Consider the following 26376-nt stretch of genomic DNA (forward strand, 5'->3'; position numbering starts at 1 on the left):
TATTTAAAGTGTACTGGAGGGCTCCATGGCTGTAGCTGCCAATAAACGTTCTGTAATGACTCTTTTCTCAAGTGCTTCTGATATGTATAGCCATCAGGTGCGCATCGTTCTTGCTGAAAAAGGCGTAAGTGTTGAAGTTGAGTTGGTTGATGAAAAAAATCTACCAGCAGAGCTTGTTGAACTGAACCCGTACAAATCAGTACCTACTCTTGTTGATCGTGAGCTTGCTCTATATGACTCGAAGATCATCATGGAATACCTAGATGAGCGTTTCCCTCACCCACCGTTGATGCCTGTATACCCGGTTGCTCGTGGTAACAGCCGTCTAATGATGTACCGCATTGAGCGTAACTGGTATTCAGTTGCAGAGAAGATCGTTAAAGGCAACGCTGAAGAATCTGAAGCAGCTCGCGTTAAACTGCGCAACGACCTACTGACTCTTGCTCCTATCTTCGCTGAGTATGAATACTTCATGAGCGAAGAGTTTAGCCTAATTGATTGTTACCTAGCTCCGCTATTATGGCGTTTACCTGAGCTTGGTATCGAACTAATTGGTCCTGGTTCTAAAGAGCTTAAGATTTACATGAACCGCGTATTCGAACGTGATTCATTCCTAGCTTCTCTAACTGAAGCTGAGCGTGAGATGCGACTCGTTCGCTAAGCGTTTATGGATATTTCTAATATGACTCCACGCCGACCATACATGCTTCGTGCATTTTATGAGTGGCTGGTTGATAACGAACTAACTCCACACCTTGTTGTTGAAGCAACATTACCGGGTGTGCGAGTTCCAGAAGAGTTTGTTCAAGATGGTCAGATCATTCTGAACATCGCGCCTCGTGCGGTTGGACAACTTGAACTGGGTAACGAAGCTGTGACGTTTAGTGCTCGCTTTAGTGGTCGTCCACACTCTGTGATCGTTCCGCTTTACGCAGTACAAGCGATTTATGCTCGTGAAAATGGTGCTGGTACCATGTTTGAACCTGAAGAGGCTTACATGGAAGCGTTTGAAGAAGGGATTGAAGAAAGTCCTTTTGAAGAACCAGAAAAAGGCCCATCTTTGAGCGTAGCAACGGCAGACGTAGATGCTGAAGAGCCAGACTCAGATCCTGAGCCACCTCGTCCAGCGAAAGGTCGCCCAAGCCTTCGTGTTATCAAATAACGTTAGTTATACCAATCACAGTAAGTAAGTGATCAGAAAATAGCGCAGGAAAAAAGCTTGAGAGCAAGGCGGAATTTTTTGATAAGTAGTTATTCTACAATCAAAAATTCTAACGCAGTTATCGAGATTTTTAACAAGCTAGAATGATAGATTATTTACTACGATTGGTATTAGATAACGAACCAAATAAAAAAGCAGCGACTCGTCGCTGCTTTTTCTTTTCTGCTATATAGCATTCAATTGACTGGCTTAAGGCTAGTTAACAGCCGTCTCTTCTTCACCATATTCAAACGCTCGAATGACCTGTTTTACGCCAGAGATGTTACGAGCAACTTCTGTTGCGATATCGGCATGCTCTCGAGTCACGAGTCCAAGCAGGAATACTTCTGAATCCTCAGTAATCACTTTTACTTTGATGCCGTTAAGCTCAGCATTCGCAAGCAGAGCTGATTTCACTTTAGTGGTAATCCAGCTGTCTTTACTAATAGCACTTACAGACAAAGGTTCTTTCACTCGAACCTGATTGTGGATGCTCTCAACGCCAGCCACTTCTTTGGCTTGGTTTTCAAAAGCGCGACGTTCTGAATCTGTGGTTGCTTGTCCCATCAATACCACCGAACCTCGGTACGAGCTTGCGGTGACACGTACGTTGCCACGGAATGGTTGTTTATTGGTAATCGCTGCGACTTCAAATTCGATGTTGTTGTCGTTCCAAATCTCTTTGGTTGTTCGCGTATCCGTGACTAGGTTTGCAGTGGTTGCAGCACCAGCAATGAAAATGCCAGCACAACCAGACAGAGACAGTGTAAGTAGCGAAACACTAATCAGCTTAAACAGCCTCATAGAGGTTAATGATTTCATTGTGATGCTCCGTATATCACTCTTCGTGAGCAGGGAAGAGTACTTGATCGATTAGGTCACATAGGCAGTGTAGTGTCACCATGTGTACTTCATGAATGCGCGCTGTACGGTGTGAAGGGATACGAATCTCTACATCGTGTTCACCAAGCAAACCTGCCATCTCACCACCATCTTTACCGGTAAAGGCGATAATTGTCATGTCGCGAGTTACCGCCGCTTCCATTGCCTTGATGATGTTCTTGCTGTTACCACTAGTCGAGATAGCCAACAGAATATCGCCAGTTTGACCAAACGCACGTACCTGCTTAGAGAAGATCTCTTCATAGTGGTAGTCGTTAGCCACAGCCGTTAGCGTGGTGTTATCTGCTGTGAGTGCCATCGCTGGAAGGCTAGGGCGCTCTGTTTCAAATCGGTTGAGTAGGCACGATACAAATTGCTGAGCATTCGACGCCGAACCACCATTACCACAACAAAGAATTTTGTTTCCGTTAAGCAAGGTCGCAACCATTGCTTGAGCGGCATGCGTGATTGCGTCAGGCAGAGCTTCTGCAGCCGCAATTTGGATTTGAATACTTTCTGTGAAACTTTCTTTAATGCTGTCTAGCATGTTTATCCTTGGGTAATCGCGTTTTGAATCCAGTCGATAGTGTCATTCGGCCCTTCAATGGCAACAATATCAAACCTGAAATCTGTAGAGTGCACCGACAAGCCTTGCTGCATAAGCCAAACATTGGCTGTTTTGAGCAGTTTCTGTGACTTCTTGGCAGTCACCATTTCAGCGGCATGTCCGTAGCGGGTTTGCTTGCGGTATTTTACCTCAGCAAACACAACCGTATTGTTATGGCGCATTATAAGATCAATCTCGCCACATTTTGCTATGAAGTTTTCTTCTATTAACGATAAACCGTGGTTAATCAGATAAGATTTTGCCACGGCCTCGTATTTATCACCCACTTGTTTGTGGGTGATGGTTGGTTTGGATAGGAACTTTCGGCTAAAAAGCCCCATGCTCTGCCCAGCTGATTTCACGTTGAACCACACAGTTGTTATCGATGGTTAGCACACCCGTTTCACCTGGAATGCTGTAACCTTGCACGGCTTTCATCTGTGGCAGTGCATCCATTAGATAGTATGCATCCATTCCTAGTGCTTGCAGACGCTTTTGGCCGTTTGAGTGCGCAGGCCATAGGTCGTTGAGCTCTTTATTAAGCTCGTTTTTATTCTCAACTAATAGTGGGATATCGCTGTAGAACACACCGGTTAGGTCTTCATACTGCTTATCACCGCTGTTGCTGCGTGAGTTTGAGAACAGAGCGGGTTGGCTCGCATCTGGGTTAATTGCAACTTCAATGAAGGGTTTGATTAGTGTTAGCTCTGAGTTCTTAGCCACAATGTAGACAGAATCGATATCACGACGGCTGCGTGGCTCGGTTTCTAGGTCTAGGTTCAGTAATCCGTCCATTTGAGCGATACGCTGTTGGCTCTCTTGCAAGCCGAATACCTGATTCACATTACGTTGCAGTTGGCGTTTGTCAGAGAACAAGCTGATAGCAACATCGTTGCTGCTGTATTTTTTCCACTCTTCTTTAAACGCTTGCTCAACTCGCTCACCTAAACGTCCTCTTGGCGCAAGGATAAGCGGGTACTTGTAGCCTTGAGCAAATAGGTGCTTCGCTGCCTGAGCGACTTCTTGCTCTGGCGATAGAGCGAGATAACAAATGTTAGTATCTGGTTCTAGTTGCGTTGGAATGTTCAGAGCTAAAGCTGGAATCGAGTTCTCGTGGTTTTTCTGCGCTTGCTGAAGTTTAGTTATGTTGCTCTTAATCAGCGGGCCAACGATGAAATCAACGTTGTTCTCTTCCAGTGTCGCTTTAATCTCAGCGGCACTTTGCACGTTGGTATCCATTACCGTCAGCGTTGCATCTTCTTCGCGCTCTTTGTCATTCATCATCGCAAAGATGAAACCGTCACGCACAAGTTGTGCTTGCTTGCCGTACTTACCGGTTAGAGGCAGTAATAGTGCAGTGCTGGTTGGCTTGCTGATCTCTAGTGCCAAGACGTCAGTGATCGCCTGAGGTGTGTATGTCGCTGCTGGGTGCTGAGGATTCTCTGCTAGCCAATCCGACAAGGTTTCCTGCAGGTTTGGAAGGTTTGAGTTCAGCGTCTTCATGTAAATCGCCAGCTGTAACCAACCTGCGAGAACGTCTTCTGTAGGCGACGTCTTAAGCTCCAGAATCTCATATTGAGAGTAGCTATTTAGGTTCTGCCAAATACGGTCAGCAGCTTGCTGTTGGAGCTCGTCGTCAGCGTCTAGATATTCTGAATAAAGAACTAACTCACGGCTTGCTTCAAAATACTCGCTTTGCATTTCAGAAATGTTCGCGCGTAGCTCGTGATAATCTTTCCACTGCTCGTTCGGAAGTTTCCACCAAGGCTGGAAGTTCAGTTGGCTATAAGCTTGTTCAGGCTGCGAGTTATTCACCAACAGTTGAGCGCGAGCTAATTGCCATTCCGCTTGTTGCGTTTCGCTCAGCTCTTGTTTTGCTAAGCGTTTAATAAGCAGAGTTGCTTGATCGGTTTTTCCAGCTTGCACAGAAGCCTTAAGCGCCATGATTAACCAGTCGTTTTGTAGACTTCCTTTGCTACTATCCGCCTGCATCATGTAACTTTCAGTTGATTGCGCTGGATCTAGTGTAATATCAACGCTCGTTGGTGCTTGAGGACCTGAAGAACAAGCCGCCAATGTAATTGCTAATGCAATTGGAGTTAGTAAGCGTGGTACACTGAGTCTCTTATGGTTCATCGTTGCCATGAGTTCTTTAAATTCCGTATAAATTTGTATCTATATTAATCGTTGAAGTGATGGTAAACAAATGACAGATAACAAAACCTTGCTCACAGAGAGCCCAACTCTCTACATTGTGCCAACCCCAATCGGAAATTTGGGAGATATCACTCAAAGAGCAATTGAAATTTTATCAAGTGTCGATGTTATTGCAGCCGAAGACACACGCCACACGGGTAAGCTGCTTGCTCACTTCAATATATCAACCAGAACGTTCGCTTTACATGATCATAATGAACAAACTAAAGCGCAAGTTCTAGTCGAAAGGTTATTAGAAGGTCAGTCTATCGCATTAGTCTCTGATGCGGGTACTCCTTTAATTAGTGACCCAGGTTACCATCTTGTCTCACAATGTCGTCAAGCGGGTGTGAGAGTTGTGCCACTTCCTGGTGCTTGTGCTGTGATTACCGCGTTAAGTGCTTCTGGTTTACCGTCAGATCGTTTCAGCTTTGAAGGCTTCTTACCGCCCAAAAGCAAAGGTCGTAAAGACAAGTTCTTAGAGATCGCAAAGGCAGAGCGCACCTGCATCTTCTATGAATCACCACACCGTATTTCAGACTCTTTGCAAGACATGCTTGAGATTATTGGCCCTGACCGTGAGGTTGTATTGGCGCGTGAGCTAACTAAAACCTTCGAAACCATCCAAGGGCTGCCACTGGGTGAACTTATTGAGTGGATTGAAGAAGACGCGAACCGTAAACGCGGTGAGATGGTGTTACTGATTCACGGCCACCGTGAAGAAGCGAGCACAGAATTGCCAGACGAAGCGACTCGCACACTAGGCATTCTAACCAAAGAGCTGCCTCTTAAAAAAGCGGCGGCAATGACGGCAGAAATCTACAATCTGAAAAAGAACGCTTTATACAAATGGGGCCTAGAGCATCTAGACAACTAGAAACCTCTTTATAGAGTAGCTAACCTGTATTGAAAAGCTTGTGAGGAATGATGGTATTGCCGTCATTCCTCTTTTTTTGTTTGAATTGTGTGAAATTCACGCAGTTGCTTAGAGGTTTGCACCATATTTGTGATCTCGCTAGACACTGCACCCTAATCTCTATACAATCCGCCCTCGGAGTTGAACGGGTAATCGCTGCTTTGCTGATGTCCTTCGGGAGACTGACGTTGAGGTCCTTCGGGAAACTGACGTTGAAGTCCTTCGGGAGACTGGCAGAGGGGAGGAACGTCCGGGCTCCATAGAGCAGGGTGCCAGATAACGTCTGGGGGGCGCGAGCCCACGACAAGTGCAGCAGAGAGAAGACCGCCGATGGCCTCATTTCTTCGGAAGGGGCACAGGTAAGGCTGAAAGGGTGCGGTAAGAGCGCACCGTGCGACTGGCAACAGTTCGTAGCAAGGTAAACTCCACCCGGAGCAAGATCAAATAGGCCCTCACATTGCGTTGCTCGCGTATGGGGGCGGGTAGATTGCTTGAGCCTGTGAGCGATTGCAGGCCTAGACGAATGGTTACCGCCGCGCAAGCGGAACAGAACCCGGCGTATGTGTCAACTCCACCTATATAAAGAACCCATCATTACTTAACGGTAGTGATGGGTTTTTTGCTTTATATTGACGTAAATTATTTAGATTTCCTTAGAATCCTTCACCCTGATATGAGCTTGGGTCAAAAATTCCCAAAGCCTATACACAATATGGTGGAGATACGGCGTGAAATCAGTACACTAAAACGTTAATAGAACAAATTATTGCCGAACTAATGGCTCAATCCACTCACTGAGAAGACTATGACAGAAGCATTCAAACATATTTCAGTATTGCTTAACGAATCTATTGACGGACTTGCGATCAAACCTGACGGTACCTACATCGATGGTACTTTTGGCCGTGGTGGTCACAGCCGTACAATCCTGTCTAAACTGGGCGAGAATGGACGACTCTTTAGTATTGACCGCGATCCACAAGCGATTGCAGAAGCGCAAAAGATTGATGACCCTCGTTTTACGATTATTCACGGCCCGTTCTCAGGTATGGCTGAATATGCGGAGCGTTATGACTTAGTCGGTCAAGTGGATGGTGTGTTACTGGATCTAGGTGTTTCTTCACCACAGCTAGATGACGCTGAGCGTGGCTTTAGCTTCATGAAAGACGGTCCGCTTGATATGCGTATGGACCCAACAACCGGTATTCCTGTCTCTCAGTGGTTAGTTGAAGCCGATCTTGATGACATCACATGGGTTATCCGTGAGTTCGGTGAAGACAAACACGCTCGTCGTATCGCGAAAGGCATCATCGCTTATCAAGAGAATGAAGAGAACGAACCTCTAACGCGCACTGGTCAGTTGGCTAAGCTTATCTCGGATGTAGCTCCAAAAAGCTTCAAAGAGAAAAAGCACCCAGCAACACGTGCTTTCCAAGCCTTCCGTATCTACATCAACAGTGAACTTGAAGAGATCGATACAGCCCTGAAAGGCGCAGCAAGCATTCTTGCTCCTGAAGGCCGTTTGTCTGTTATTAGCTTTCACTCTCTTGAAGACCGCATGGTGAAGCGCTTTATCCGTAAAGAGAGCCAAGGTCCGCAAGTACCACATGGCCTGCCACTAACAGAAGAGCAGATCAAAGCGCTAGGCAGTGCTGATCTTAAGCCTGTTGGTAAAGCGATCAAGCCTTCTAAAGATGAAGTGGATGAGAATACTCGTTCGCGTAGCTCAGTATTACGAATCGCAGAAAAGCTATAGTCAATGAAGACCTCCAAACCTAACTTAGCCAAGATAATATTTTTTGATTTGATCTCCGTGGGTAAAGTCCCATTGGTGCTGCTTATCTGTATCTTCGCGAGCGCGATGGGGGTCGTTCTTACGACACATATGTCACGTCAGGCGATTACGCAAAAAGACATGGCATTAGTCGAACGAGAGCAGCTAGATGATGAGTGGCGAAATTTAATGCTTGAAGAGACAGCTTTGGCTGAACACAGTCGCGTTCAAGCATCGGCAAAACGAGAGTTAGACATGAAACGTCCAGACTCTGATAAAGAAGTTGTGATCACACTGAAATGACCGGTAAAAAGGAAAAATCACCCGCGAAAACCGTTAATAAATCAACGAAAAAGCGTGTGAAGAGCGAAAAGGATTCGGATCCAGTTCTGATAAAATGGCGTTTTAACGTCGTTATTGCTTTCGTGTTTCTTGCCTTTGCTGCACTTGTTGGTCGTGTGGCTTATATACAAATCATTGAACCAGATAACTTAATTCGTCAGGGCGACCTTCGTTCGGTGCGTGTTAAGGCTATTCCTTCTGCTCGTGGCATTATTTCTGATCGCAATGGTGAGCCACTTGCTGTCAGTGTTCCTGTTGAAGCGGTATGGGCTGACCCGAAAACCATCTTCGATAAAAATGGCATGGCCCAAATTGATCGTTGGTATGCGCTAGCTGATGTACTTGGCTTAGATCGACAATCGATGATCAACAAGATCTCCAGCGACAAATCTCGTCGTTTTATCTACCTACAAAGACAAGTTAGCCCAGCAATGGCGAAATACATCCGCGACTTAAAGCTGGTGGGTATTGGTCTTAAAGCAGAATCACGTCGTTATTACCCAGCCGGTGAAGTCAGCGCGCATCTTATTGGTGTGACCGGAATTGATGGACGCGGCCTAGAAGGTGTCGAGCGCAGCTACGATAAGTGGCTCACGGGTGAAGCAGGTAAACGTACGATTCGTAAAGACCGCTACGGACGTGTTGTTGAAAACATTGCTTTAGAAGAGCGTGAAGAAGGCAAACCACTCGAGCTAACGATCGATCAACGATTACAAGCGATCGCCTACCGAGCGATTAAACAGGCGGTGGCCGATCATAAGGCGACTTCTGGCTCAGCGATTTTGTTGGATGTAAAAACCGGCGCTGTGTTGGCGATGGTTAATGCGCCTTCTTATAACCCAAACAATCGTGCTGACTTACAAAGCTTTAAGATGCGTAACCGCGTACTTACCGATGCGATGGAGCCCGGTTCTACCGTGAAACCTTTTGTGGTTTTAGCAGCGCTAGAGAACGGTACAGCTGATCCAGATATCGTTATTGATACTGGCAACGGCATCATGCAGATCGGTGGCAGTCGTGTGCGAGACTCGTCTAAAGTCGGTAAGGCTGATTTAGCGCTGATCCTCAAGAAGTCGAGTAACATCGGTGTGGCGAAGTTGGCACTTAACATGCCTTTAGAAGCTCTGCTAGGGATGTACAGTTCTGTTGGTCTGGGCGAAATGTCTGGGCTGAACTTAATCGGTGAAACGAGCGGTATTTTCCCGAATCGTCGTCGCTGGTCTAAGTTTGAAATTGCAACACTATCATTCGGTTACGGTTTGTCTGTTACACCGATGCAGTTGGCCCATGCGTATGCGACGCTAGCCAACAAAGGCATGTATGAACCGATTCATATTATTAAGAGTAACGACCAAGACTTTTCTAAGCAGATCATCAAGCGCGAGAACGCTGAACTGGTTTTGAATATGCTCGAAGGGGTGACTCAAAAAGGCGGCACAGCAACAAGAGCGGCCGTTCCTGGTTACCGAGTTGCAGCAAAAACGGGTACTTCTCGTAAGGCTGAAGCTGGCGGATACAGCGACGAATACATTGCGATTACTGCAGGTTTTGCCCCGGTTAGTGACCCAAGAGTCGCGCTGGTTGTTGTGGTCAATGAGCCTCAAGGTGACCTTTACTATGGCGGTTCAGTTGCTGCCCCCGTTTTTTCTGAAATCATGAAGGGTGCATTGCAAATACTGAATGTCCCTGCTGATGAAAACAAGTTTCAAGAATAGAGCCAATCAGGATTCAATATGAGTAATAGCCTCACGCTGTCATCTTTACTTTCTCCTTGGAGTGACTTTAGTTCACCTGAGCTGGATGCGATTGCCGTTGAACAGTTGGAGTTGGATAGTCGTGCCATCAAAGACGGCGATATTTTTGTTGCTGTAGTTGGGCATGCTGTTGATGGCCGTCGTTTCATTGACAAAGCGGTCTCACAGGGAGCCAATGCCGTTATCGCACAAGCTGATGCTGAAAAGGCCCATGGTCTGATTGAGTGGTTGGATGCTGTTCCGGTTGTTTACATTAAAGACCTTAACTTGGTGTTATCTGAGTTGGCCGGTCGTGTTTACTCGTCTCAGGCGACTAAGCTGATTGGTGTTACCGGCACCAATGGCAAAACCACTATCACCCAATTGATTGCTCAGTGGCTAGATTTAGTCGGCCAACGCTCTGCGGTAATGGGCACCACGGGTAACGGTTTTCTAGACAACCTTAAAACGGCGGCGAATACGACCGGTAGTGCGATTGAAATACAACGTACGCTGAGTGAGTTGGCTGAAGAAAACGCTGTTTATACCGCGATGGAAATCTCGTCTCATGGTTTGGTTCAAGGCCGAGTTAAGGCATTGGATTTTGAGGCTGGTGTATTTACTAACTTGAGCCGTGACCACTTGGATTACCACGGCACGATGCAAGAGTACGCTCTGGCTAAGAAGAGCTTGTTTACTCAGCATAAGTGTAAGCACGCTGTGATTAATGTTGATGATGAAGTCGGTAAAGCTTGGATGGCTGATCTGTCCAATGCAGTAGCTGTGTCATTGCTTCCGTTATCGGGCTACCAGCAGTCAGTATGGGCATCGGATGTTGCTTATGCAGAGACGGGTATCAAACTCGCTTTTGATGGTAGCTGGGGGCAGGGACAACTGTCTGTTCCTTTAATTGGCCAGTTCAACGCATCAAATGTATTGGTTGCTTTCGCGACCCTACTTGTACTAGGCATCGACAAGCAAACCTTGATCGACACAGCACCTCAATTGCAACCTGTGATTGGCCGTATGGAATTGTTCCAAGTGCCGAACAAAGCGAAAGTGGTTGTCGACTACGCGCATACACCTGACGCATTAGAGAAAGCATTGGCAGCACTACGTGTACATTGCTCTGGAAAGCTATGGGCAATCTTTGGCTGCGGTGGTGATCGAGATACAGGCAAGCGCCCTATGATGGCGGTTACCGCAGAGCAGTTCGCCGATAACATTATTATTTCAGATGACAACCCTCGCAGTGAAGACCCGGCATTGATTGTTAAAGACATGCTGGCAGGTTTAAGTGAGCCTGAAGTCGCCTTTGTTGAACACGATCGCTTTCAGGCGGTTAAGTTTGCTCTAGAGCAGGCGGGTAATAACGACATTATTCTTCTGGCAGGTAAAGGCCATGAGGATTACCAAGTATTGAAAGACAAAACGATCCACTATTCGGATCGAGAGTCAGCACTACAACTTTTAGGTATTTCATAATGATTGATGTATCACTCGAGCAGATCTGCTCAGCGGTGTACGGTCAGCTGATAGAGGCTGGCAAATCGAGCAATAGTTTGATCAATGCGGTTTCTACCGATACTCGCACCGTTGAAGAAGGTGCACTGTTTGTTGCTCTTGTAGGTGAACGTTTTGATGCGCATGATTTTTGTGGTCAGGCTGTTGAGGCCAATGCGAGTGCGTTATTAGTTCAACGAAAACTTGACCTAAATATTACTCAAGTTGTTGTTGAAGACACTAAACTTGCTTTAGGTCAGCTAAGTGCTTGGATCCACAAACAATGTAACGTGCCAATCATGGCGATAACAGGAAGCTGTGGCAAAACGACCGTCAAAGAGATGGTCGCGAGTATTCTACAACAACGTGGCAAAGTGCTGTTTACAGCGGGTAACTTCAATAATGATATTGGAGTACCACTAACCTTGCTGCGCAGTGAACCCAATGACGACTATGCCGTGATAGAACTGGGCGCGAACCACATTGGTGAAATTGCCTATACCACGCAGCTTGTGAAACCACAGGTGGCCTTAGTGAATAACGTTGCTGCCGCGCATCTAGAGGGCTTTGGCTCAATTGATGGTGTTAAACAAGCGAAAGGCGAAATTTTTCAGGGGCTTGCTGCTGGTGATACTGCTATTGTTAACCTAGAGAGCAATGGTGGTGACTTCTGGAAAGATGTGCTTGCAGACAAAAACGTACTGACCTTTTCTGAAAGTGATGACACGGCGGATTACTTTTCGACGAATATTCGCATCAACGAGCAGGGTGAAGCTTGCTTTGATATGCAGACCCCGCAAGGCGCTATCGATGTCGAACTTGGCATTATTGGTCAGCACAATGTAGCCAACGCATTAGCCGCAGCAGCACTGAGCATTCAATTCGGTGCCACGCTTGCAGAAATTAAAAGCGGTTTAGCGAATCTTATCTCAGTTAAAGGCCGAGTTGAGGTTCAACAATTAAGTCAGAATATCAAGCTGATAGATGACAGTTACAACGCCAGTGTACCGGCAATGAAGGCTGCAGCTAAATTGTTGTCGAGCTTCAAAGGTCAGCGTTGGTTGATTTTAGGCAATATGGCTGAGTTAGGCGATGAAAGCCTTGCACTTCACCGTCAAGTCGGTGAATATGCTGCCCCATTCGCTTTTGAGCATGTACTCACTTACGGTGATGATACCAAGGTGATTAGTGAAGTGTGTAACGGCACTCACTTTGCAACGCATGAAGCGATGATCGCGCACATAGAGCAGCACTTGAGCTTGCCAGAAAACGCGCCACATACCTTGTTGGTAAAAGGCGCCAATAGTGCAGGAATGAGTAAAATAGCCGCTGCTTTAAAGGAGAACTTTTCATGATAATTTGGCTTGCAGAGCTACTACAGCCACACTTTTCTTTTTTCCGTTTGTTCGAATACTTATCGTTTCGTGCAATCGCGAGCATTTTGACGGCTTTATGTCTGTCGCTGTGGATGGGACCTCGTTTAATTGAGCGTCTGCAAATGCTGCAAATTGGCCAAGTTGTTCGTAATGACGGCCCAGAATCTCACTTCAGTAAGCGTGGTACACCAACCATGGGTGGTGTGATGATCCTTGCTGCGATCATCATTACGGTCTTACTTTGGGCTGACTTATCAAACCCTTACGTTTGGGCCGTACTTGTCGTGCTAGGCGGTTACGGTGCAGTTGGTTTTGTTGATGATTATCGTAAAGTCGTTCGTAAGAACACTGATGGCTTGATTGCGCGTTGGAAGTACTTCTGGCAATCGGCTATTGCATTGGTTGTGGCGTTTGCTCTGTATGCTCATGGGCAAGACACTGCTGCGACACAATTAGTGGTGCCTTTCTTTAAAGATGTGATGCCACAACTTGGTTTACTGTACATTGTTCTAACTTACTTTGTTATTGTGGGTACCAGTAACGCGGTAAACCTAACTGATGGCCTAGATGGCTTGGCGATTATGCCAACGGTTATGGTTGCTGCGGGTTTTGCTGTTATCGCTTGGGCGACAGGTAACGTTAACTTTGCAGCATACCTACACATTCCATACATCCCATACACCTCTGAACTGGTGGTGGTATGTACTGCTATCGTTGGTGCAGGCCTTGGCTTCCTATGGTTTAACACTTACCCAGCACAAGTATTCATGGGCGATGTTGGCTCTCTAGCACTGGGTGGTGCGTTAGGTGTGATTGCGGTACTCGTTCGTCAAGAGTTGGTACTAGTGATCATGGGTGGTGTGTTTGTAATGGAGACTCTGTCAGTGATTCTGCAGGTGGGCTCTTACAAATTGCGTGGTCAGCGTATTTTCCGCATGGCACCGATTCACCACCACTATGAACTTAAAGGTTGGCCAGAGCCGCGTGTTATCGTGCGTTTTTGGATAATCTCAATGGTATTAGTACTGGTTGGCCTAGCGACACTGAAAGTTCGTTAATCCTGTATGAGCCTCTGAATAGGGGCTCTTTAAAACTATTAAGAGCATCTTGTTTAAATGGAACGTTGGCAAAATATTCAAAATGTAGTGGTTGTGGGGCTCGGTATTACCGGGCTCTCTGTCGTTAAACATCTCGTAAAATATCAGCCCCATACTTGCGTAAAGGTAATTGATACGCGAGAGCTACCACCAGGAAAGGAATCTTTGCCTGAGTCGGTTGAGCTGCATTCTGGAAGCTGGAATAGCCAATGGCTAGCTGAGGCTGATCTGGTGGTTGCTAACCCAGGCATTGCTTTAGCGACACCTGAAATTCAAGATGTGCTTCAAGCGGGTACGCCTGTCGTTGGCGACATCGAGCTGTTTGGTTGGGCTGTAGATAAGCCTGTTGTGGCGATTACTGGTTCAAACGGTAAGAGTACCGTGACTGATCTGACTGGTGTGCTTGCTAAGGCTGCTGGGCTTAATGTTGGCGTTGGCGGCAATATTGGCATTCCTGCCCTAGACCTTCTAGAACTTGATGCGGATTTATATGTCCTTGAACTTTCAAGTTTTCAGTTAGAAACTACATCGAATTTAAAACTTGCCGCTGCGGCATTCTTAAATCTGTCTGAAGATCATATGGATCGCTATCAAGGCATGGCTGATTACCGTGAGGCCAAGTTAAGAATCTTTAATAACGCGCAGTGTGCGACTGTTAACCGCGACGACAAAGAGACGTATCCAGACCACAACATGTCATTAGTAACATTCGGACTCGACGATCAAGAGTTTGGTGTCGCGACAGTTGATGGTACCGAATGGCTAATGGACAACGGTAAACCTGTCCTTGCTACCCAAGATTTAACATTGGTTGGACGTCACAATGTGGCGAATGCGTTAGTCTCACTTGCACTATTGAAGCAAGTTGGTATCGACTACAGCAAAAGTCTTGATGCTTTGAAGGCCTATAACGGTTTGACGCATCGTTGCCAAGTCGTGGCTGACAAGCGCGAAATCAAATGGGTTAATGACTCCAAAGCAACGAATGTAGCCAGCACATTGGCAGCCCTGTCTGGGTTGGAGTATCAAGGTACGTTATATCTTTTGGTTGGCGGCGTTGGTAAAGGTGCTGACTTTAGTGAGCTTGAACCAGTATTGGCGCAACTTGAGCGTGTTCAGCTGTGTTGTTTCGGTGAAGATGCAGATCAATTCATGCCTCTGCACCCATCGGCACAAAAGTTCGATACCATGCAGCAGATAATCGAATCTATCTCGCCACAGCTGGTGGCTGGAGATATGGTGATGCTGTCTCCGGCGTGCGCAAGCTTCGATCAATTTAATAATTTCATGGCAAGAGGTGATGCGTTCACTGAGCTTGCTCATGAGTATGCTTAACGTGTTGAAGGACTAACATTCAGTGCAAAGAGTCAAAGAGATTAATCAATCCATCTGGCAGTGGCTAAACCGTGCTACTCCCGAGGCGCTTTACGATCGTCAATTGGTGTGGATTGCTCTTGGGCTAATGCTGACAGGTTTGGTGATGGTGACGTCTGCTTCGTTCCCCATCAGTGCTCGTTTAACCGATCAGCCGTTTCACTTTATGTTCCGTCATGCCATCTTCCTTGTATTGGCGTTAGGTGTCTCTAGCGTCATATTGCAAATCCCGATGCAACGCTGGTTTCAATACAGTATGTATCTACTGGGCTTGTCCTTCTTCTTGCTGATTGTGGTATTAGCCGTCGGTAAGTCGGTTAACGGCGCATCGCGTTGGATCCCATTAGGGCTATTTAACTTACAACCCGCTGAAGTCGCCAAGTTATCGCTGTTTATCTTTATGGCGGGCTACTTGGTTCGGAAGCAAGATGAAGTGAGAAAAACCTTCTTCGGTGGTTTTGGTAAACCGATCATGGTATTCGGCGCTTTTGCCGTGCTGCTGCTAGGCCAGCCCGATTTAGGTACTGTGGTCGTAATGCTAGTGACCCTGTTCGGCATGCTATTCATTGCTGGTGCCAAGCTTTCACAGTTTATCGCCTTGATGGTGGCAGGTATTGCCGCGGTCGTCGGTTTGATTGTTATAGAACCTTATCGTGTTCGACGTGTTACCTCATTCTGGGAACCTTGGAACGACCCGTTCGGCAGTGGTTACCAGTTAACTCAGTCATTGATGGCGTTTGGCCGTGGTGATTGGATGGGGCAAGGGCTTGGTAACTCGATTCAAAAACTCGAATACTTACCAGAAGCGCATACCGATTTTGTATTTGCTGTGTTGGCTGAAGAGCTTGGCTTTGTCGGTGTTACCTTAGTATTAATGTTGATCTTCAGCTTGGTGTTAAAAGCCATTCTGATAGGTAAAAAAGCCTTTGAACACGATCAAGTGTTCAGCGGCTATCTGGCTTTTGGTATTGGTATTTGGTTTGCGTTTCAGACGCTTGTTAACGTAGGTGCTGCATCTGGCATCGTTCCGACCAAAGGTCTAACCCTACCGCTAATCAGTTATGGTGGTTCGAGTTTAATTGTTATGTCTGTGGCGGTATCAATGCTGCTGCGCATTGACCACGAATGCCGAATGCAACAAAAAGAACAAGCTGATAGTCAAAACGAATTAGTAGAATAAGAATCTAACGTGATGAAACAAAACAAAAAACTTTTAGTGATGGCTGGTGGTACTGGCGGTCACGTTTTCCCAGGGTTAGCAGTAGCGAAAAAGCTTCAGCAACAAGGTTGGGAAATTCGCTGGTTAGGCACAGCAGACAGAATGGAAGCGGATTTAGTGCCAAAGCATGGCATTGAAATCGACTTCATCAAAGTGAAAGGCCTGCGTGGTCAAGGCATTAGCAAGTTAATTAAAGCGCCGTTCCAGATTATTAATGCCATACTTCAAGCAAGGCAACACATCAAAGCATGGCAGCCTGATGTGGTACTTGGTATGGGTGGCTACGTGAGTGGCCCGGGTGGTATCGCGGCATGGTTGTCTGGCATTCCAGTGGTTCTCCATGAACAAAATGCAGTGGCAGGTTTAACCAACCAATGGCTGTCTAAGATTGCTAAAAAGGTTTTCCAAGCTTTCCCTGGTGCGTTTCCTACTGCAGAAGTGGTGGGTAACCCAGTACGCGAAGATGTGGTTGCCTTAGCTGAACCCGAGCAACGCATGGCTGAGCGTGATGGTGACATCCGCATCTTGGTTATGGGCGGCAGTCAGGGCGCAAAAATCCTAAACGATACCTTGCCAGTAACGATGGCGCAGCTTGGTGAAGGCTTCACTGTGATGCACCAAGCGGGTAAGAACAATCAACAACAAGTTATTGAGCAATACAAATCACATTCTGTTGGTAATGTTCAAGTGACTGAATTTATTGATGATGTGGCGCAAGCTTATGAGTGGGCAGATCTATTAGTGTGTCGCTCAGGTGCATTAACCGTATCAGAAGTGTCTGCGGCAGGTGTCGGTTCTATCTTCGTTCCGTTTATGCACAAAGACAGACAACAAGCGTTGAATGCCGACCATTTAGTTGAATGTGGCGCAGCGTTAATGATTGAACAGCCTCAACTAACGGCTGATAAGCTAGCGAACACTATCGCGCAGCTTGATAGAAATGAATTAAAAATGATGGCAACAAAAGCTCGTCAAGCCGCCAAGCTTGATGCTGATGTGACCGTCGCTGAAGCGATTAAAGCTTTAGCAAAATAATGAGATTGAATTGATGACGATTGAACATACCCAAGACTTAGCGCAAATCCGTGCAATGGTGCCAGAGATGCGCCGTGTTAAATCTATCCACTTCATTGGTATTGGTGGTGCCGGAATGAGCGGGATTGCTGAAGTCTTGCTAAATGAAGGCTACCAGATCACGGGTTCTGATATTGCTCAAAACCCAGTGACTGATCGTTTAGTTAGCAAGGGTGCGACCGTTTATATCGGTCACCAAGCGAGTAACGTTGCCGACGCAAGTGTGGTGGTTGTTTCAACCGCTATCAACGAAGAAAACCCAGAAATTATTGCAGCTCGTGAAGCGCGCACACCGATCGTTCGTCGTGCAGAAATGCTGGCTGAGCTGATGCGTTTTCGTCACGGTATTGCTGTGGCAGGTACGCACGGTAAAACAACCACGACTGCGCTAGTGACACAGATTTACTCGGAAGCCGGCCTAGATCCCACCTTCGTAAACGGTGGTTTGGTTAAAAGTGCTGGCACTAACGCACGTTTAGGTTCAAGCCGTATTCTTATCGCTGAAGCCGATGAGAGTGATGCTTCATTTTTACATCTGCAACCTATGGTTAGTATCGTAACTAACATTGAAGCGGATCATATGGATACCTACGGCGGCGATTTCGAAACGCTAAAGCAGACATTTATCGATTTCCTACACAACCTGCCGTTCTACGGCCAGGCTGTGATGTGTGTAGATGATCCTGTTGTACGTGAACTTATCCCTCAGGTGAGCCGCCAAGTGATTACTTACGGCTTCTCTGAAGACGCTGATATCCGCATTGAAAACTATGTACAACAAGGTCAGCAAGGCAAGTTTACGGTTGTTCGTAAAGGTAAAGCCAATCTCGATATTACGTTGAACATTCCTGGTCGCCATAACGCACTGAACGCATCAGCGGCGATTGCGGTTGCGACGGAAGATGACATCAGCGATGAAGCGATTCTAAAAGCGATGGCTGGAACGGAAGGCACTGGCCGTCGTTTCGATCACCTTGGTGAATATGAAACGGGTAAGGGTGTTGCAATGCTGGTCGATGATTACGGCCATCACCCAACCGAAGTTGATGTCACCATTCAAGCTGCACGAAGTGGTTGGACTGATAAACGTCTTGTGATGATCTTCCAACCGCACCGTTATAGCCGCACTCGCGATCTGTATGATGACTTCGCGAACGTTCTTGAGCAGGTTGATGTGCTTATTCTGTTAGATGTTTATTCTGCAGGTGAGAAACCTATTGCAGGGGCTGACGGACGCTCGTTAAGTCGAACTATTCGTGGGCGTGGTAAGATTGATCCCATCTTTGTTGCTGATATCAACACGCTGCCGTCGGTTTTAGCCAACGTTATTCAAGGCGGAGACCTTGTTTTAACACAGGGTGCTGGTGATGTTGGTCGTGTAGCGAAGCAACTTGAATCGCTACAATTAGACATTAATAAGATGCAAAACGCGTAGCAGAATACTGTATACAGACTGTGGTTGATCGCTCACTTCTTGCGATTGACCTAAAATTGACCAAAAATCTTATTATCAACGTTTGATAGTTTGATTTTGCTCAGTATAATTCATAGGTTAAAGTAAGTGCTTTTACCTCTATTACGAAGATAGGGAATAGAATTGCGAACCAACGACAGGGAATGCGGGCTTTGGTAGAAAGTACTTTTAGCGAAAACCGCCACCTATTCAGTTTACCATCGCTAAAGAAACACGCTGTAGGCGGGTCTTTTTTTGTCATGGTACTGCTATTCATTGGATTTCTTTTCTATACCACACTGACTTGGATGTGGGACGATCAGCGATTGCCTCTCTCCAAAATAGTACTTCAAGGCGACTTAACTTACGTAACTGCTGGTGATGTTCAACATGCCTTTGGCGAGCTAGAGCATATTGGAACGTTCATGTCGCAAGACATCGGTGTGTTGCAAGACAGTTTAGAAGCGTTACCTTGGGTTTCAGTGGTGTCCATTCGTAAGCAGTGGCCAGACACAATAAAAGTATTTTTGACTGAGTACCATGCGGCAGCAATCTGGAACGGTAACATGCTGCTGAATGACGATGGTCAGGTGTTTAATGGTGATATCGGTCTTTTGAAGGGCGATAGAGTCAAGCTTTACGGCCCAGACGGCACCAGCCAAAAAGTGATAGAAAAGTGGCGACAAATAACTCCTTTGATTAACAATCTAGGGTTAACCGTTACCTCGCTCGTTCTCAATGAGCGTCGCGCTTGGCAAATAATCCTAGATAACGGTATCCGTTTAGAACTAGGTAAAGATTCTTTAGATGAGCGTGTTGAACGCTTCATTTCGCTTTACAACGAACTTGGTAGTAAAGCGAATCAAGTGAGCTACATCGACCTCAGGTATGATACGGGAGCCGCTGTAGGTTGGTTTCCAGAGCAAGAGTTAGAAGAGAGCACAGATGACTAAGACCGCAGATGACAACATAATCGTTGGTCTTGATATAGGCACTGCGACCATATCAGCTCTAGTTGGTGAAATATTGCCTGATGGTCAAATCAATATCATTGGTTCAGGGCAAAGCCCATCCAGAGGTATGGATAAAGGTGGTGTAAACGACCTAGAGTCGGTAGTGAAGTCAGTTCAGCGAGCCATTGATCAAGCAGAGTTGATGGCGGAATGCCAAATCAGCAATGTGTTTATCTCGCTATCGGGCAAACATATCGCGAGCCGAATTGAAAAAGGCATGGGCACTATTTCTGATGAAGAGGTGTCTCAAGACGATATGGATCGAGCGATCCATACCGCGAAATCAATTAAAATAGGTGATGAGCAGAGAATTCTGCACGTGATTCCACAAGAATTTACCATCGATTATCAAGAGGGGATCAAGAATCCACTTGGTTTATCTGGTGTTCGAATGGAAGTCAGTGTTCATCTAATTTCTTGCCACAGCGACATGGCGAGAAACATTATTAAAGCTGTTGAACGATGTGGTCTCACAGTAGAACAAATCGTGTTTTCAGGACTTGCCTCAAGCAATGCGGTAATTACTGAAGACGAGAGAGAGCTTGGAGTATGTGTTGTCGATATCGGTGCGGGTACAATGGATATTTCCATTTGGACTGGCGGCGCACTTCGACACACAGAAGTCTTTTCCTACGCAGGAAATGCAGTAACCAGTGATATTGCCTTCGCTTTCGGCACGCCAGTGAGCGATGCTGAAGAGATAAAAGTAAACCATGGTTGCGCTCTGAGTGAACTCGTAAGCAAGGATGATTCTGTTAACGTCCCAAGTGTTGGTGGTCGCCCATCGAGAAGTTTGCAACGACAAACTTTGTCGGAAGTGATTGAACCACGTTACACTGAACTTATGGGTCTCGTTAACCAAACTATTGATACGGTTCAATTACAGCTACGAGATGAAGGTATTAAACACCACCTTGCAGCTGGCGTCGTTCTCACTGGTGGAGCGGCACAAATTGACGGATTGGTAGAGTGTGCGGAACGTGTTTTCCGCAATCAAGTTCGAGTTGGTAAGCCGTTAGAAGTTAGTGGCTTAACTGACTATGTTAAAGAGCCGTATCATTCTACGGCGGTTGGTTTACTTCATTACGCAAGAGATTGTCAGATCAGTGACGAAGGTGATTACAGCGAACCTAAGCGTTCAGCACCTTCTATGTCTGGTTTATTTGGCAAATTGCGTAATTGGATACAAAAAGAGTTTTAACCTGAGTTGCAGGAAAAAACGGAGATAACACATGTTTGAACCGATGATGGAAATGTCTGACGATGCAGTAATTAAAGTCGTTGGAGTTGGTGGCGGTGGCGGTAACGCTGTTGAGCACATGGTACGTGAATCAATCGAAGGCGTAGAATTCATCAGTGTTAACACTGATGCACAAGCACTTCGTAAAACAAGCGTGAGCAGCGTGATCCAAATTGGTGGTGATATCACTAAAGGTTTGGGCGCTGGTGCAAACCCACAAGTAGGCCGTGATGCAGCTCTCGAAGATCGAGAAAGAATTAAAGAAGTTCTAACTGGCGCCGATATGGTATTTATCGCAGCTGGTATGGGCGGTGGTACTGGTACAGGTGCTGCTCCAGTTATTGCTGAAGTTGCGAAAGAGTTGGGTGTGCTAACGGTTGCTGTTGTAACTAAGCCATTTAGCTTTGAAGGCAAAAAACGTTTAGCGTTTGCTGAGCAAGGTATTGAAGAGCTTTCTAAACATGTGGATTCTTTAATTACGATTCCAAATGAGAAGCTACTTAAAGTACTTGGCCGCGGCGTAACTCTGCTAGAAGCTTTCGCAAGTGCCAATGATGTACTTAAAAACGCTGTACAAGGTATCGCTGAGCTAATTACTCGCCCTGGTATGATTAACGTCGATTTCGCGGATGTTCGCACCGTAATGTCTGAGATGGGTCATGCAATGATGGGTAGCGGTATCGCAAAAGGTGAAGACCGTGCTGAAGAAGCTGCTGAAACGGCAATTTCTAGCCCACTACTAGAAGACATCGACCTAGCTGGCGCACGTGGCGTTCTTGTGAACATCACAGCAGGCCTAGATATGCGTCTAGATGAATTCGAAACAGTAGGTAATACAGTTAAGGCATTCGCATCTGATAACGCAACAGTTGTGATTGGTACTTCTCTAGACCCTGATATGACGGATGAAATCCGTGTAACTGTTGTAGCAACAGGTATCGGCACAGAGAAAAAACCAGACATTACATTAGTTGCTGGTGGTAAAGCTAAGGTTGCACCAACTCCTCAACCACAGGTAGCGGCTCAAACTGCACCAAAAGTGGAAGAGAAAGTGGCACAACCATTGCAAGAAAAAACTGAGGTTAAACCTCAAGTTAAGCCGCAGCCAACAACGTCACCTGTTTCTTCAGGTACAGGCGCTAGCCAAAGTGCAGCACCTAAGGCTGAGAAAGAGAGTGGATACTTAGATATTCCAGCATTCTTACGACGTCAGGCTGATTAACAAATACCCAAAATTTGACTATCGTCGAATTAATGGTAAAATTCGCGGTCGGTAAATACTGACCGTGATTTGTAGCACTGATAACGAGGCAAGCAGATGATCAGACAACGTACTCTGAAAGAAATTGTGAAAACAACTGGTGTGGGTCTCCACTCTGGTCGTAAAGTCACACTTACTCTTCGCCCGGCAGCTGCAAATACAGGTATTGTTTATCGTCGTACAGATGTAAATCCACCTGTAGATTTCCCAGCTGATCCAGCGTCAGTTCGTGACACTATGCTATGTACAGCTCTTGTTAATGACGAAGGCGTACGTATCTCTACAGTGGAACACCTTAACGCAGCTTTAGCGGGTATGGGCATCGACAACATTATTGTTGAAGTAGATGCACCTGAGATCCCAATTATGGATGGTAGCGCAAGCCCATTCGTATACTTGCTACAGCAAGCGGGTGTAGAAACACTGAATGCAGCGAAGCGTTTTATTCGTATCAAAAAGCCTATCCGTTTTGAAGATGGCGATAAGTGGGCAGAATTTGTTCCATTTAACGGCTTCCGTATGGACTTTGAGATCGACTTTAACCACCCAGCTATTGAATCTGATGAGCAACGTTTGTTGTTTGATTTCTCTTCACAAGGTTTTGTGAAAGAAATTTCTCGCGCTCGTACTTTCGGCTTCATGCGCGACATTGAGTATCTACAATCTCAAAACCTAGTACTTGGCGGTAGCTTTGATAATGCTATCGTACTGGACGAATACCGAATTCTTAATGAAGAAGGTCTACGTTTTGACAATGAGTTCGTAACTCATAAAGTACTAGACGCGATTGGTGACTTGTACATGTGTGGACACGCTATTATTGGTGAGTTCCGTGCATACAAATCAGGTCACGGCCTAAACAACCAACTACTACGTGCAGTACTTGCTGACGCAGAAGCTTGGGAATGGGCAACATTCGAAGAAGAAGTAGGCTCTCCTGTTGCATTTGCTGAGCCAGGAATGGTTCTAGCGTAATTGTTGTTTACAGCAATATAAGATTTCGAAAACCAGGTCATTGACCTGGTTTTTTTGTATCTATTTTCCAGATACAGTGTCGTCAACATCCGAAAGTTGTCTCCCAATGAGCTGCAGTCTGGCTAATCCATCAGCAATTAGAAAGAAAAGTTCCAAGCACATCAAACAAATGGGGTTATAAATGGTTGTTGATGTGAAAATTACTTACACTAAAGGGCATTAATTTTAACTCAAGCCTTGAAAACTCTACTCTCAAGTACAATATCAAAGATACTAGATTTATCTCAGTATCCTTGGTTAGTAACTGAAGACTAGTTCATAGCTAGTAGAGACACTGACGGCATTTAAAATAGATCGCGGACGATCTGAGAACGAAGAGATTCCAAGCACATGATTACTAAGCTGCTGACAAAGGTAATTGGCAGTCGCAATGACAGAACACTGCGCCGCCTTAGAAAAATTGTAAAAGAAATTAATAACTACGAACCAACGTTTGAAGCTCTTTCAGACGAAGAGCTAAAAGCAAAAACGGTTGAGTTTCGTGAGCGCTTAGATAAAGGTGAATCGCTAGACCAACTTCTACCTGAAGCATTTGCTACGGTACGTGAAGCGTCTAAGCGTGTTTACGGCATGCGTCACTTTGACGTGCAAATGATTGGTGGCATGGTTCTAAATGCTGGCCAAATTGCAGAAATGCGTACTGGTGAAGGTAAGACTCTTACAGCAACCCTACCAGCTTATCTTAACGCCCTACCTAGCAAAGGTGTTCACGTAGTAACGGTGAACGACTACCTAGCGAAGCGTGATGCGGAAACAAACCGCCCATTATTTGAATTCCTTGGTATGACTGTTGGCGTAAACGTGCCAAACATGGCTCCACCAGAGAAGAAAGAAGCGTACCAAGCGGATATCCTATACGGAACAAACAACGAGTTTGGCTTCGATTACCTACGTGACAACATGGCTTTCCGTGCTGAAGATCGTGTTCAACGTGAGCGCTTCTTTGCTGTTGTCGATGAGGTTGACTCAATCTTAATCGATGAAGCTCGTACTCCACTTATTATCTCTGGCCCAGCTGAAGATAGTTCAGATCTTTACACGCGTATTAACACGTTGATCCCTAACCTTGAGCGCCAAGATAAAGAAGATTCTGAAGAGTACCGTGGTGAAGGTCACTACACCATGGACGAGAAATCGAAACAGGTTCACCTGACTGAAAACGGTCAAGAATTTGTAGAAGAGCTAATGGTCAAAAACGGCCTGATGGAAGAGGGTGACACGCTTTACTCTCCAACTAATATCAGCCTATTGCACCATGTTAATGCAGCGCTGCGTGCACACGTACTGTTTGAGAAAGACGTCGACTACATCGTTACTGAAGAAGGCGAAGTGGTTATCGTTGATGAACATACTGGTCGTACTATGCCAGGTCGTCGTTGGTCTGAAGGTTTACACCAAGCTGTTGAAGCTAAAGAAGGTGTGAAGATTCAGAATGAAAACCAGACGCTAGCATCGATTACATTCCAGAACTTCTTCCGTCTATACGAAAAACTGTCAGGTATGACAGGTACAGCCGATACAGAAGCTTTCGAATTTCAGTCTATCTACGGCCTAGAAACAGTGGTTATCCCAACCAACAAGCCTATGGTTCGTAACGATATGCCAGATGTGGTTTATCGTACCGAAGAAGACAAGTTCAATGCGATCATTGAAGACATCAAAGACCGTGTAGCTGCTGGTCAGCCATCATTGGTTGGTACGGTTTCTATCGAGAAGTCTGAACTACTGTCTAACGCACTGAAAAAAGCAAAAATTAAGCACAGCGTTCTAAATGCTAAATTCCACGAAATGGAAGCAGAGATCGTTGCACAAGCTGGTATGCCGAGTGCGGTAACTATCGCAACTAACATGGCTGGTCGTGGTACCGATATCGTATTAGGTGGTAGCTGGCAGGCACAAGTTGAGAAGCTAGAGAATCCAACCAAAGAGCAGATCGAGAAGATCAAAGCTGACTGGAGAGTAATCCACGATAAAGTGCTTGAGTCAGGTGGTCTGCACATCATTGGTACTGAGCGTCATGAATCTCGCCGTATCGACAACCAGCTACGTGGTCGTTCTGGTCGTCAAGGTGATGCGGGTTCTTCTCGTTTCTACCTATCAATGGAAGATTCTCTGCTACGTATCTTCACATCGGATCGTATGGCTGGTCTTATCCAAAGTGGTATGGACGAAGGCGAAGCGATCGAATCTAAGATGCTTTCTCGCTCAATTGAAAAAGCACAACGTAAAGTTGAAGGTCGTAACTTCGATATTCGTAAGCAGCTTCTTGAGTACGATGATGTAGCCAATGACCAACGTAAAGTGGTTTATGAGCTTCGTGATGAACTGATGAGCTCTGACGATATCAGCGAGATGATCGAACACAACCGTGAAGATGTATTGGCATCAGTGATTGATGAATACATCGCACCTCAGTCTCTTGAAGATATGTGGGATATCGCGGGTCTGCAAGATCGTCTGAAGAATGACTTCGATCTAGACTTTGATATTCAAGGTTGGTTAGACGAAGACGACAAGCTTTATGAAGAAGCATTGCGTGAGCGTATTCTTGCTATGGCGGTTGATTCGTACAAACAGAAAGAAGAAGTGGTTGGTGCTCAAGTACTGCGTAACTTCGAGAAATCTGTGATGCTACAAACGCTAGACGGCCTTTGGAAAGAGCACTTGGCTGCGATGGATCACCTTCGTCAAGGTATCCACTTACGTGGTTATGCTCAGAAGAACCCGAAACAAGAGTACAAGCGCGAGTCGTTTGAACTGTTTGAAGGCCTACTAGATGTACTGAAAACAGACGTTGTTACCATCCTTTCTAAAGTGCGCGTTCAGCAACAAGAAGAAGTTGAAAAGATGGAAGCTCAACGTCAAGCTCAAGCTGAAGAAGCGGCGCGTCGTGCACAAGCGCAACATGCAACAGCTGAAAACCAGCTAGCTGACGATGAAGCTGAAGCGGCATCTCCACAAACGGTAGTGCGTGACGAGCGTAAAGTTGGCCGTAACGAGCCATGCCCATGTGGTAGCGGTAAGAAGTACAAGCAGTGTCACGGTAAAATCGCGTAAGTTTAATGAATCGTTGCTGTAGC

At 46.0% G+C, this 26376-nt stretch carries 22 protein-coding genes and 1 other RNA gene; 19 read left to right on the forward strand and 4 right to left on the reverse strand.

Annotation, left to right across the window (positions count from 1 at the left end; genetic code table 11):
* Positions 1-25: 25 nt before the first annotated feature.
* Together sspA and sspB are read left to right on the forward strand one after the other, a co-directional pair.
* Positions 26-661 (forward strand): stringent starvation protein SspA, encoded by a 636-nt coding sequence (gene sspA, locus AB4185_RS18350; protein WP_009848943.1) that lies wholly within the window; start codon positions 26-28, stop codon positions 659-661.
* A 6-nt stretch (positions 662-667) separates the two neighbouring features.
* Positions 668-1162 carry a ClpXP protease specificity-enhancing factor gene (gene sspB / locus AB4185_RS18355; RefSeq protein WP_017072808.1) on the forward strand — a complete coding sequence of 165 codons (495 nt, stop codon included), beginning with the start codon at positions 668-670 and terminating at the stop codon, positions 1160-1162.
* Between the two features lie 255 nt (positions 1163-1417).
* On the opposite strand, the gene AB4185_RS18360 is transcribed toward sspB, so the two are convergent.
* Genes AB4185_RS18360 through AB4185_RS18375 form a run of 4 tightly spaced genes read right to left on the reverse strand, consistent with a single transcriptional unit; the run spans position 1418 to position 4835 of the window.
* Positions 1418-2023, reverse strand: coding sequence for a BON domain-containing protein (locus AB4185_RS18360; protein ID WP_017059276.1), 606 nt, complete (start codon positions 2021-2023; stop codon positions 1418-1420).
* Between the two features lie 16 nt (positions 2024-2039).
* Positions 2040-2630, reverse strand: coding sequence for a phosphoheptose isomerase (locus AB4185_RS18365; protein WP_004729817.1), 591 nt, complete (start codon positions 2628-2630; stop codon positions 2040-2042).
* Between the two features lie 2 nt (positions 2631-2632).
* Entirely contained in the window at positions 2633-3031 is a 399-nt protein-coding gene (locus tag AB4185_RS18370; RefSeq protein WP_017059277.1) for a YraN family protein, read from the reverse strand.
* Positions 3018-4835 (reverse strand): penicillin-binding protein activator, encoded by a 1818-nt coding sequence (locus AB4185_RS18375; RefSeq protein WP_017069550.1) that lies wholly within the window; start codon positions 4833-4835, stop codon positions 3018-3020. Before AB4185_RS18375 ends, AB4185_RS18370 begins: the two co-directional genes overlap by 14 nt.
* Before the next feature lie 61 nt (positions 4836-4896).
* Between AB4185_RS18375 and rsmI the strand changes: the two genes are divergently transcribed.
* The 17 genes from rsmI (at position 4897) to secA (ending at position 26353) form a co-directional block, all read left to right on the forward strand.
* Positions 4897-5763, forward strand: coding sequence for a 16S rRNA (cytidine(1402)-2'-O)-methyltransferase (rsmI, locus tag AB4185_RS18380; RefSeq protein ID WP_372135739.1), 867 nt, complete (start codon positions 4897-4899; stop codon positions 5761-5763).
* A 176-nt stretch (positions 5764-5939) separates the two neighbouring features.
* Positions 5940-6379: RNase P RNA component class A (rnpB, locus tag AB4185_RS18385), an RNA gene on the forward strand.
* Positions 6380-6607: 228 nt separating this feature from the next.
* On the forward strand, positions 6608-7558 hold the full coding sequence (gene rsmH / locus AB4185_RS18390; protein WP_017066240.1) for a 16S rRNA (cytosine(1402)-N(4))-methyltransferase RsmH: 951 nt from the start codon (positions 6608-6610) through the stop codon (positions 7556-7558).
* A 3-nt stretch (positions 7559-7561) separates the two neighbouring features.
* Positions 7562-7879, forward strand: a complete 318-nt coding sequence (ftsL, locus tag AB4185_RS18395) for a cell division protein FtsL (RefSeq protein ID WP_048662657.1) — start codon at positions 7562-7564, stop codon at positions 7877-7879.
* Positions 7876-9633 carry a penicillin-binding transpeptidase domain-containing protein gene (locus AB4185_RS18400; protein ID WP_102332769.1) on the forward strand — a complete coding sequence of 586 codons (1758 nt, stop codon included), beginning with the start codon at positions 7876-7878 and terminating at the stop codon, positions 9631-9633. The genes ftsL and AB4185_RS18400 overlap by 4 nt, the downstream gene beginning before the upstream one ends.
* An 18-nt stretch (positions 9634-9651) precedes the next feature.
* Entirely contained in the window at positions 9652-11136 is a 1485-nt protein-coding gene (gene murE / locus AB4185_RS18405) for a UDP-N-acetylmuramoyl-L-alanyl-D-glutamate--2,6-diaminopimelate ligase (protein WP_102332770.1), read from the forward strand.
* Positions 11136-12509, forward strand: coding sequence for a UDP-N-acetylmuramoyl-tripeptide--D-alanyl-D-alanine ligase (murF, locus tag AB4185_RS18410; protein WP_102332771.1), 1374 nt, complete (start codon positions 11136-11138; stop codon positions 12507-12509). Before murE ends, murF begins: the two co-directional genes overlap by 1 nt.
* A complete protein-coding gene (gene mraY / locus AB4185_RS18415) occupies positions 12506-13588 on the forward strand; it encodes a phospho-N-acetylmuramoyl-pentapeptide-transferase (RefSeq protein WP_017059284.1) in 1083 nt (360 codons plus the stop codon). The genes murF and mraY overlap by 4 nt, the downstream gene beginning before the upstream one ends.
* 57 nt (positions 13589-13645) lie before the next feature.
* Positions 13646-14962, forward strand: coding sequence for a UDP-N-acetylmuramoyl-L-alanine--D-glutamate ligase (gene murD / locus AB4185_RS18420; RefSeq protein ID WP_372106023.1), 1317 nt, complete (start codon positions 13646-13648; stop codon positions 14960-14962).
* A gap of 22 nt (positions 14963-14984) precedes the next feature.
* Entirely contained in the window at positions 14985-16181 is a 1197-nt protein-coding gene (gene ftsW, locus AB4185_RS18425) for a cell division protein FtsW (protein ID WP_065584711.1), read from the forward strand.
* A 12-nt stretch (positions 16182-16193) separates the two neighbouring features.
* On the forward strand, positions 16194-17255 hold the full coding sequence (murG, locus tag AB4185_RS18430; protein ID WP_017062898.1) for an undecaprenyldiphospho-muramoylpentapeptide beta-N-acetylglucosaminyltransferase: 1062 nt from the start codon (positions 16194-16196) through the stop codon (positions 17253-17255).
* A gap of 13 nt (positions 17256-17268) precedes the next feature.
* Entirely contained in the window at positions 17269-18729 is a 1461-nt protein-coding gene (gene murC, locus AB4185_RS18435; RefSeq protein ID WP_102428620.1) for a UDP-N-acetylmuramate--L-alanine ligase, read from the forward strand.
* A gap of 278 nt (positions 18730-19007) precedes the next feature.
* The gene (locus AB4185_RS18440) at positions 19008-19700 is read left to right on the forward strand and encodes a cell division protein FtsQ/DivIB (RefSeq protein WP_372050049.1); all 693 of its coding nucleotides are present in this window, start codon (positions 19008-19010) and stop codon (positions 19698-19700) included.
* Entirely contained in the window at positions 19693-20961 is a 1269-nt protein-coding gene (gene ftsA / locus AB4185_RS18445) for a cell division protein FtsA (protein ID WP_010434747.1), read from the forward strand. The genes AB4185_RS18440 and ftsA overlap by 8 nt, the downstream gene beginning before the upstream one ends.
* Positions 20962-20992: 31 nt before the next feature.
* Positions 20993-22222, forward strand: coding sequence for a cell division protein FtsZ (gene ftsZ, locus AB4185_RS18450; protein WP_017059291.1), 1230 nt, complete (start codon positions 20993-20995; stop codon positions 22220-22222).
* A gap of 96 nt (positions 22223-22318) precedes the next feature.
* Positions 22319-23236 carry a UDP-3-O-acyl-N-acetylglucosamine deacetylase gene (lpxC, locus tag AB4185_RS18455; RefSeq protein WP_010434751.1) on the forward strand — a complete coding sequence of 306 codons (918 nt, stop codon included), beginning with the start codon at positions 22319-22321 and terminating at the stop codon, positions 23234-23236.
* 390 nt (positions 23237-23626) lie between these two features.
* Entirely contained in the window at positions 23627-26353 is a 2727-nt protein-coding gene (gene secA / locus AB4185_RS18460) for a preprotein translocase subunit SecA (protein ID WP_017066234.1), read from the forward strand.
* The last annotated feature ends 23 nt before the right edge of the window (positions 26354-26376 follow it).

This window comes from Vibrio sp. 10N.286.48.F5, assembly GCF_041469785.1.
GTDB classification, from domain to species: Bacteria; Pseudomonadota; Gammaproteobacteria; order Enterobacterales; family Vibrionaceae; genus Vibrio; species Vibrio crassostreae_C.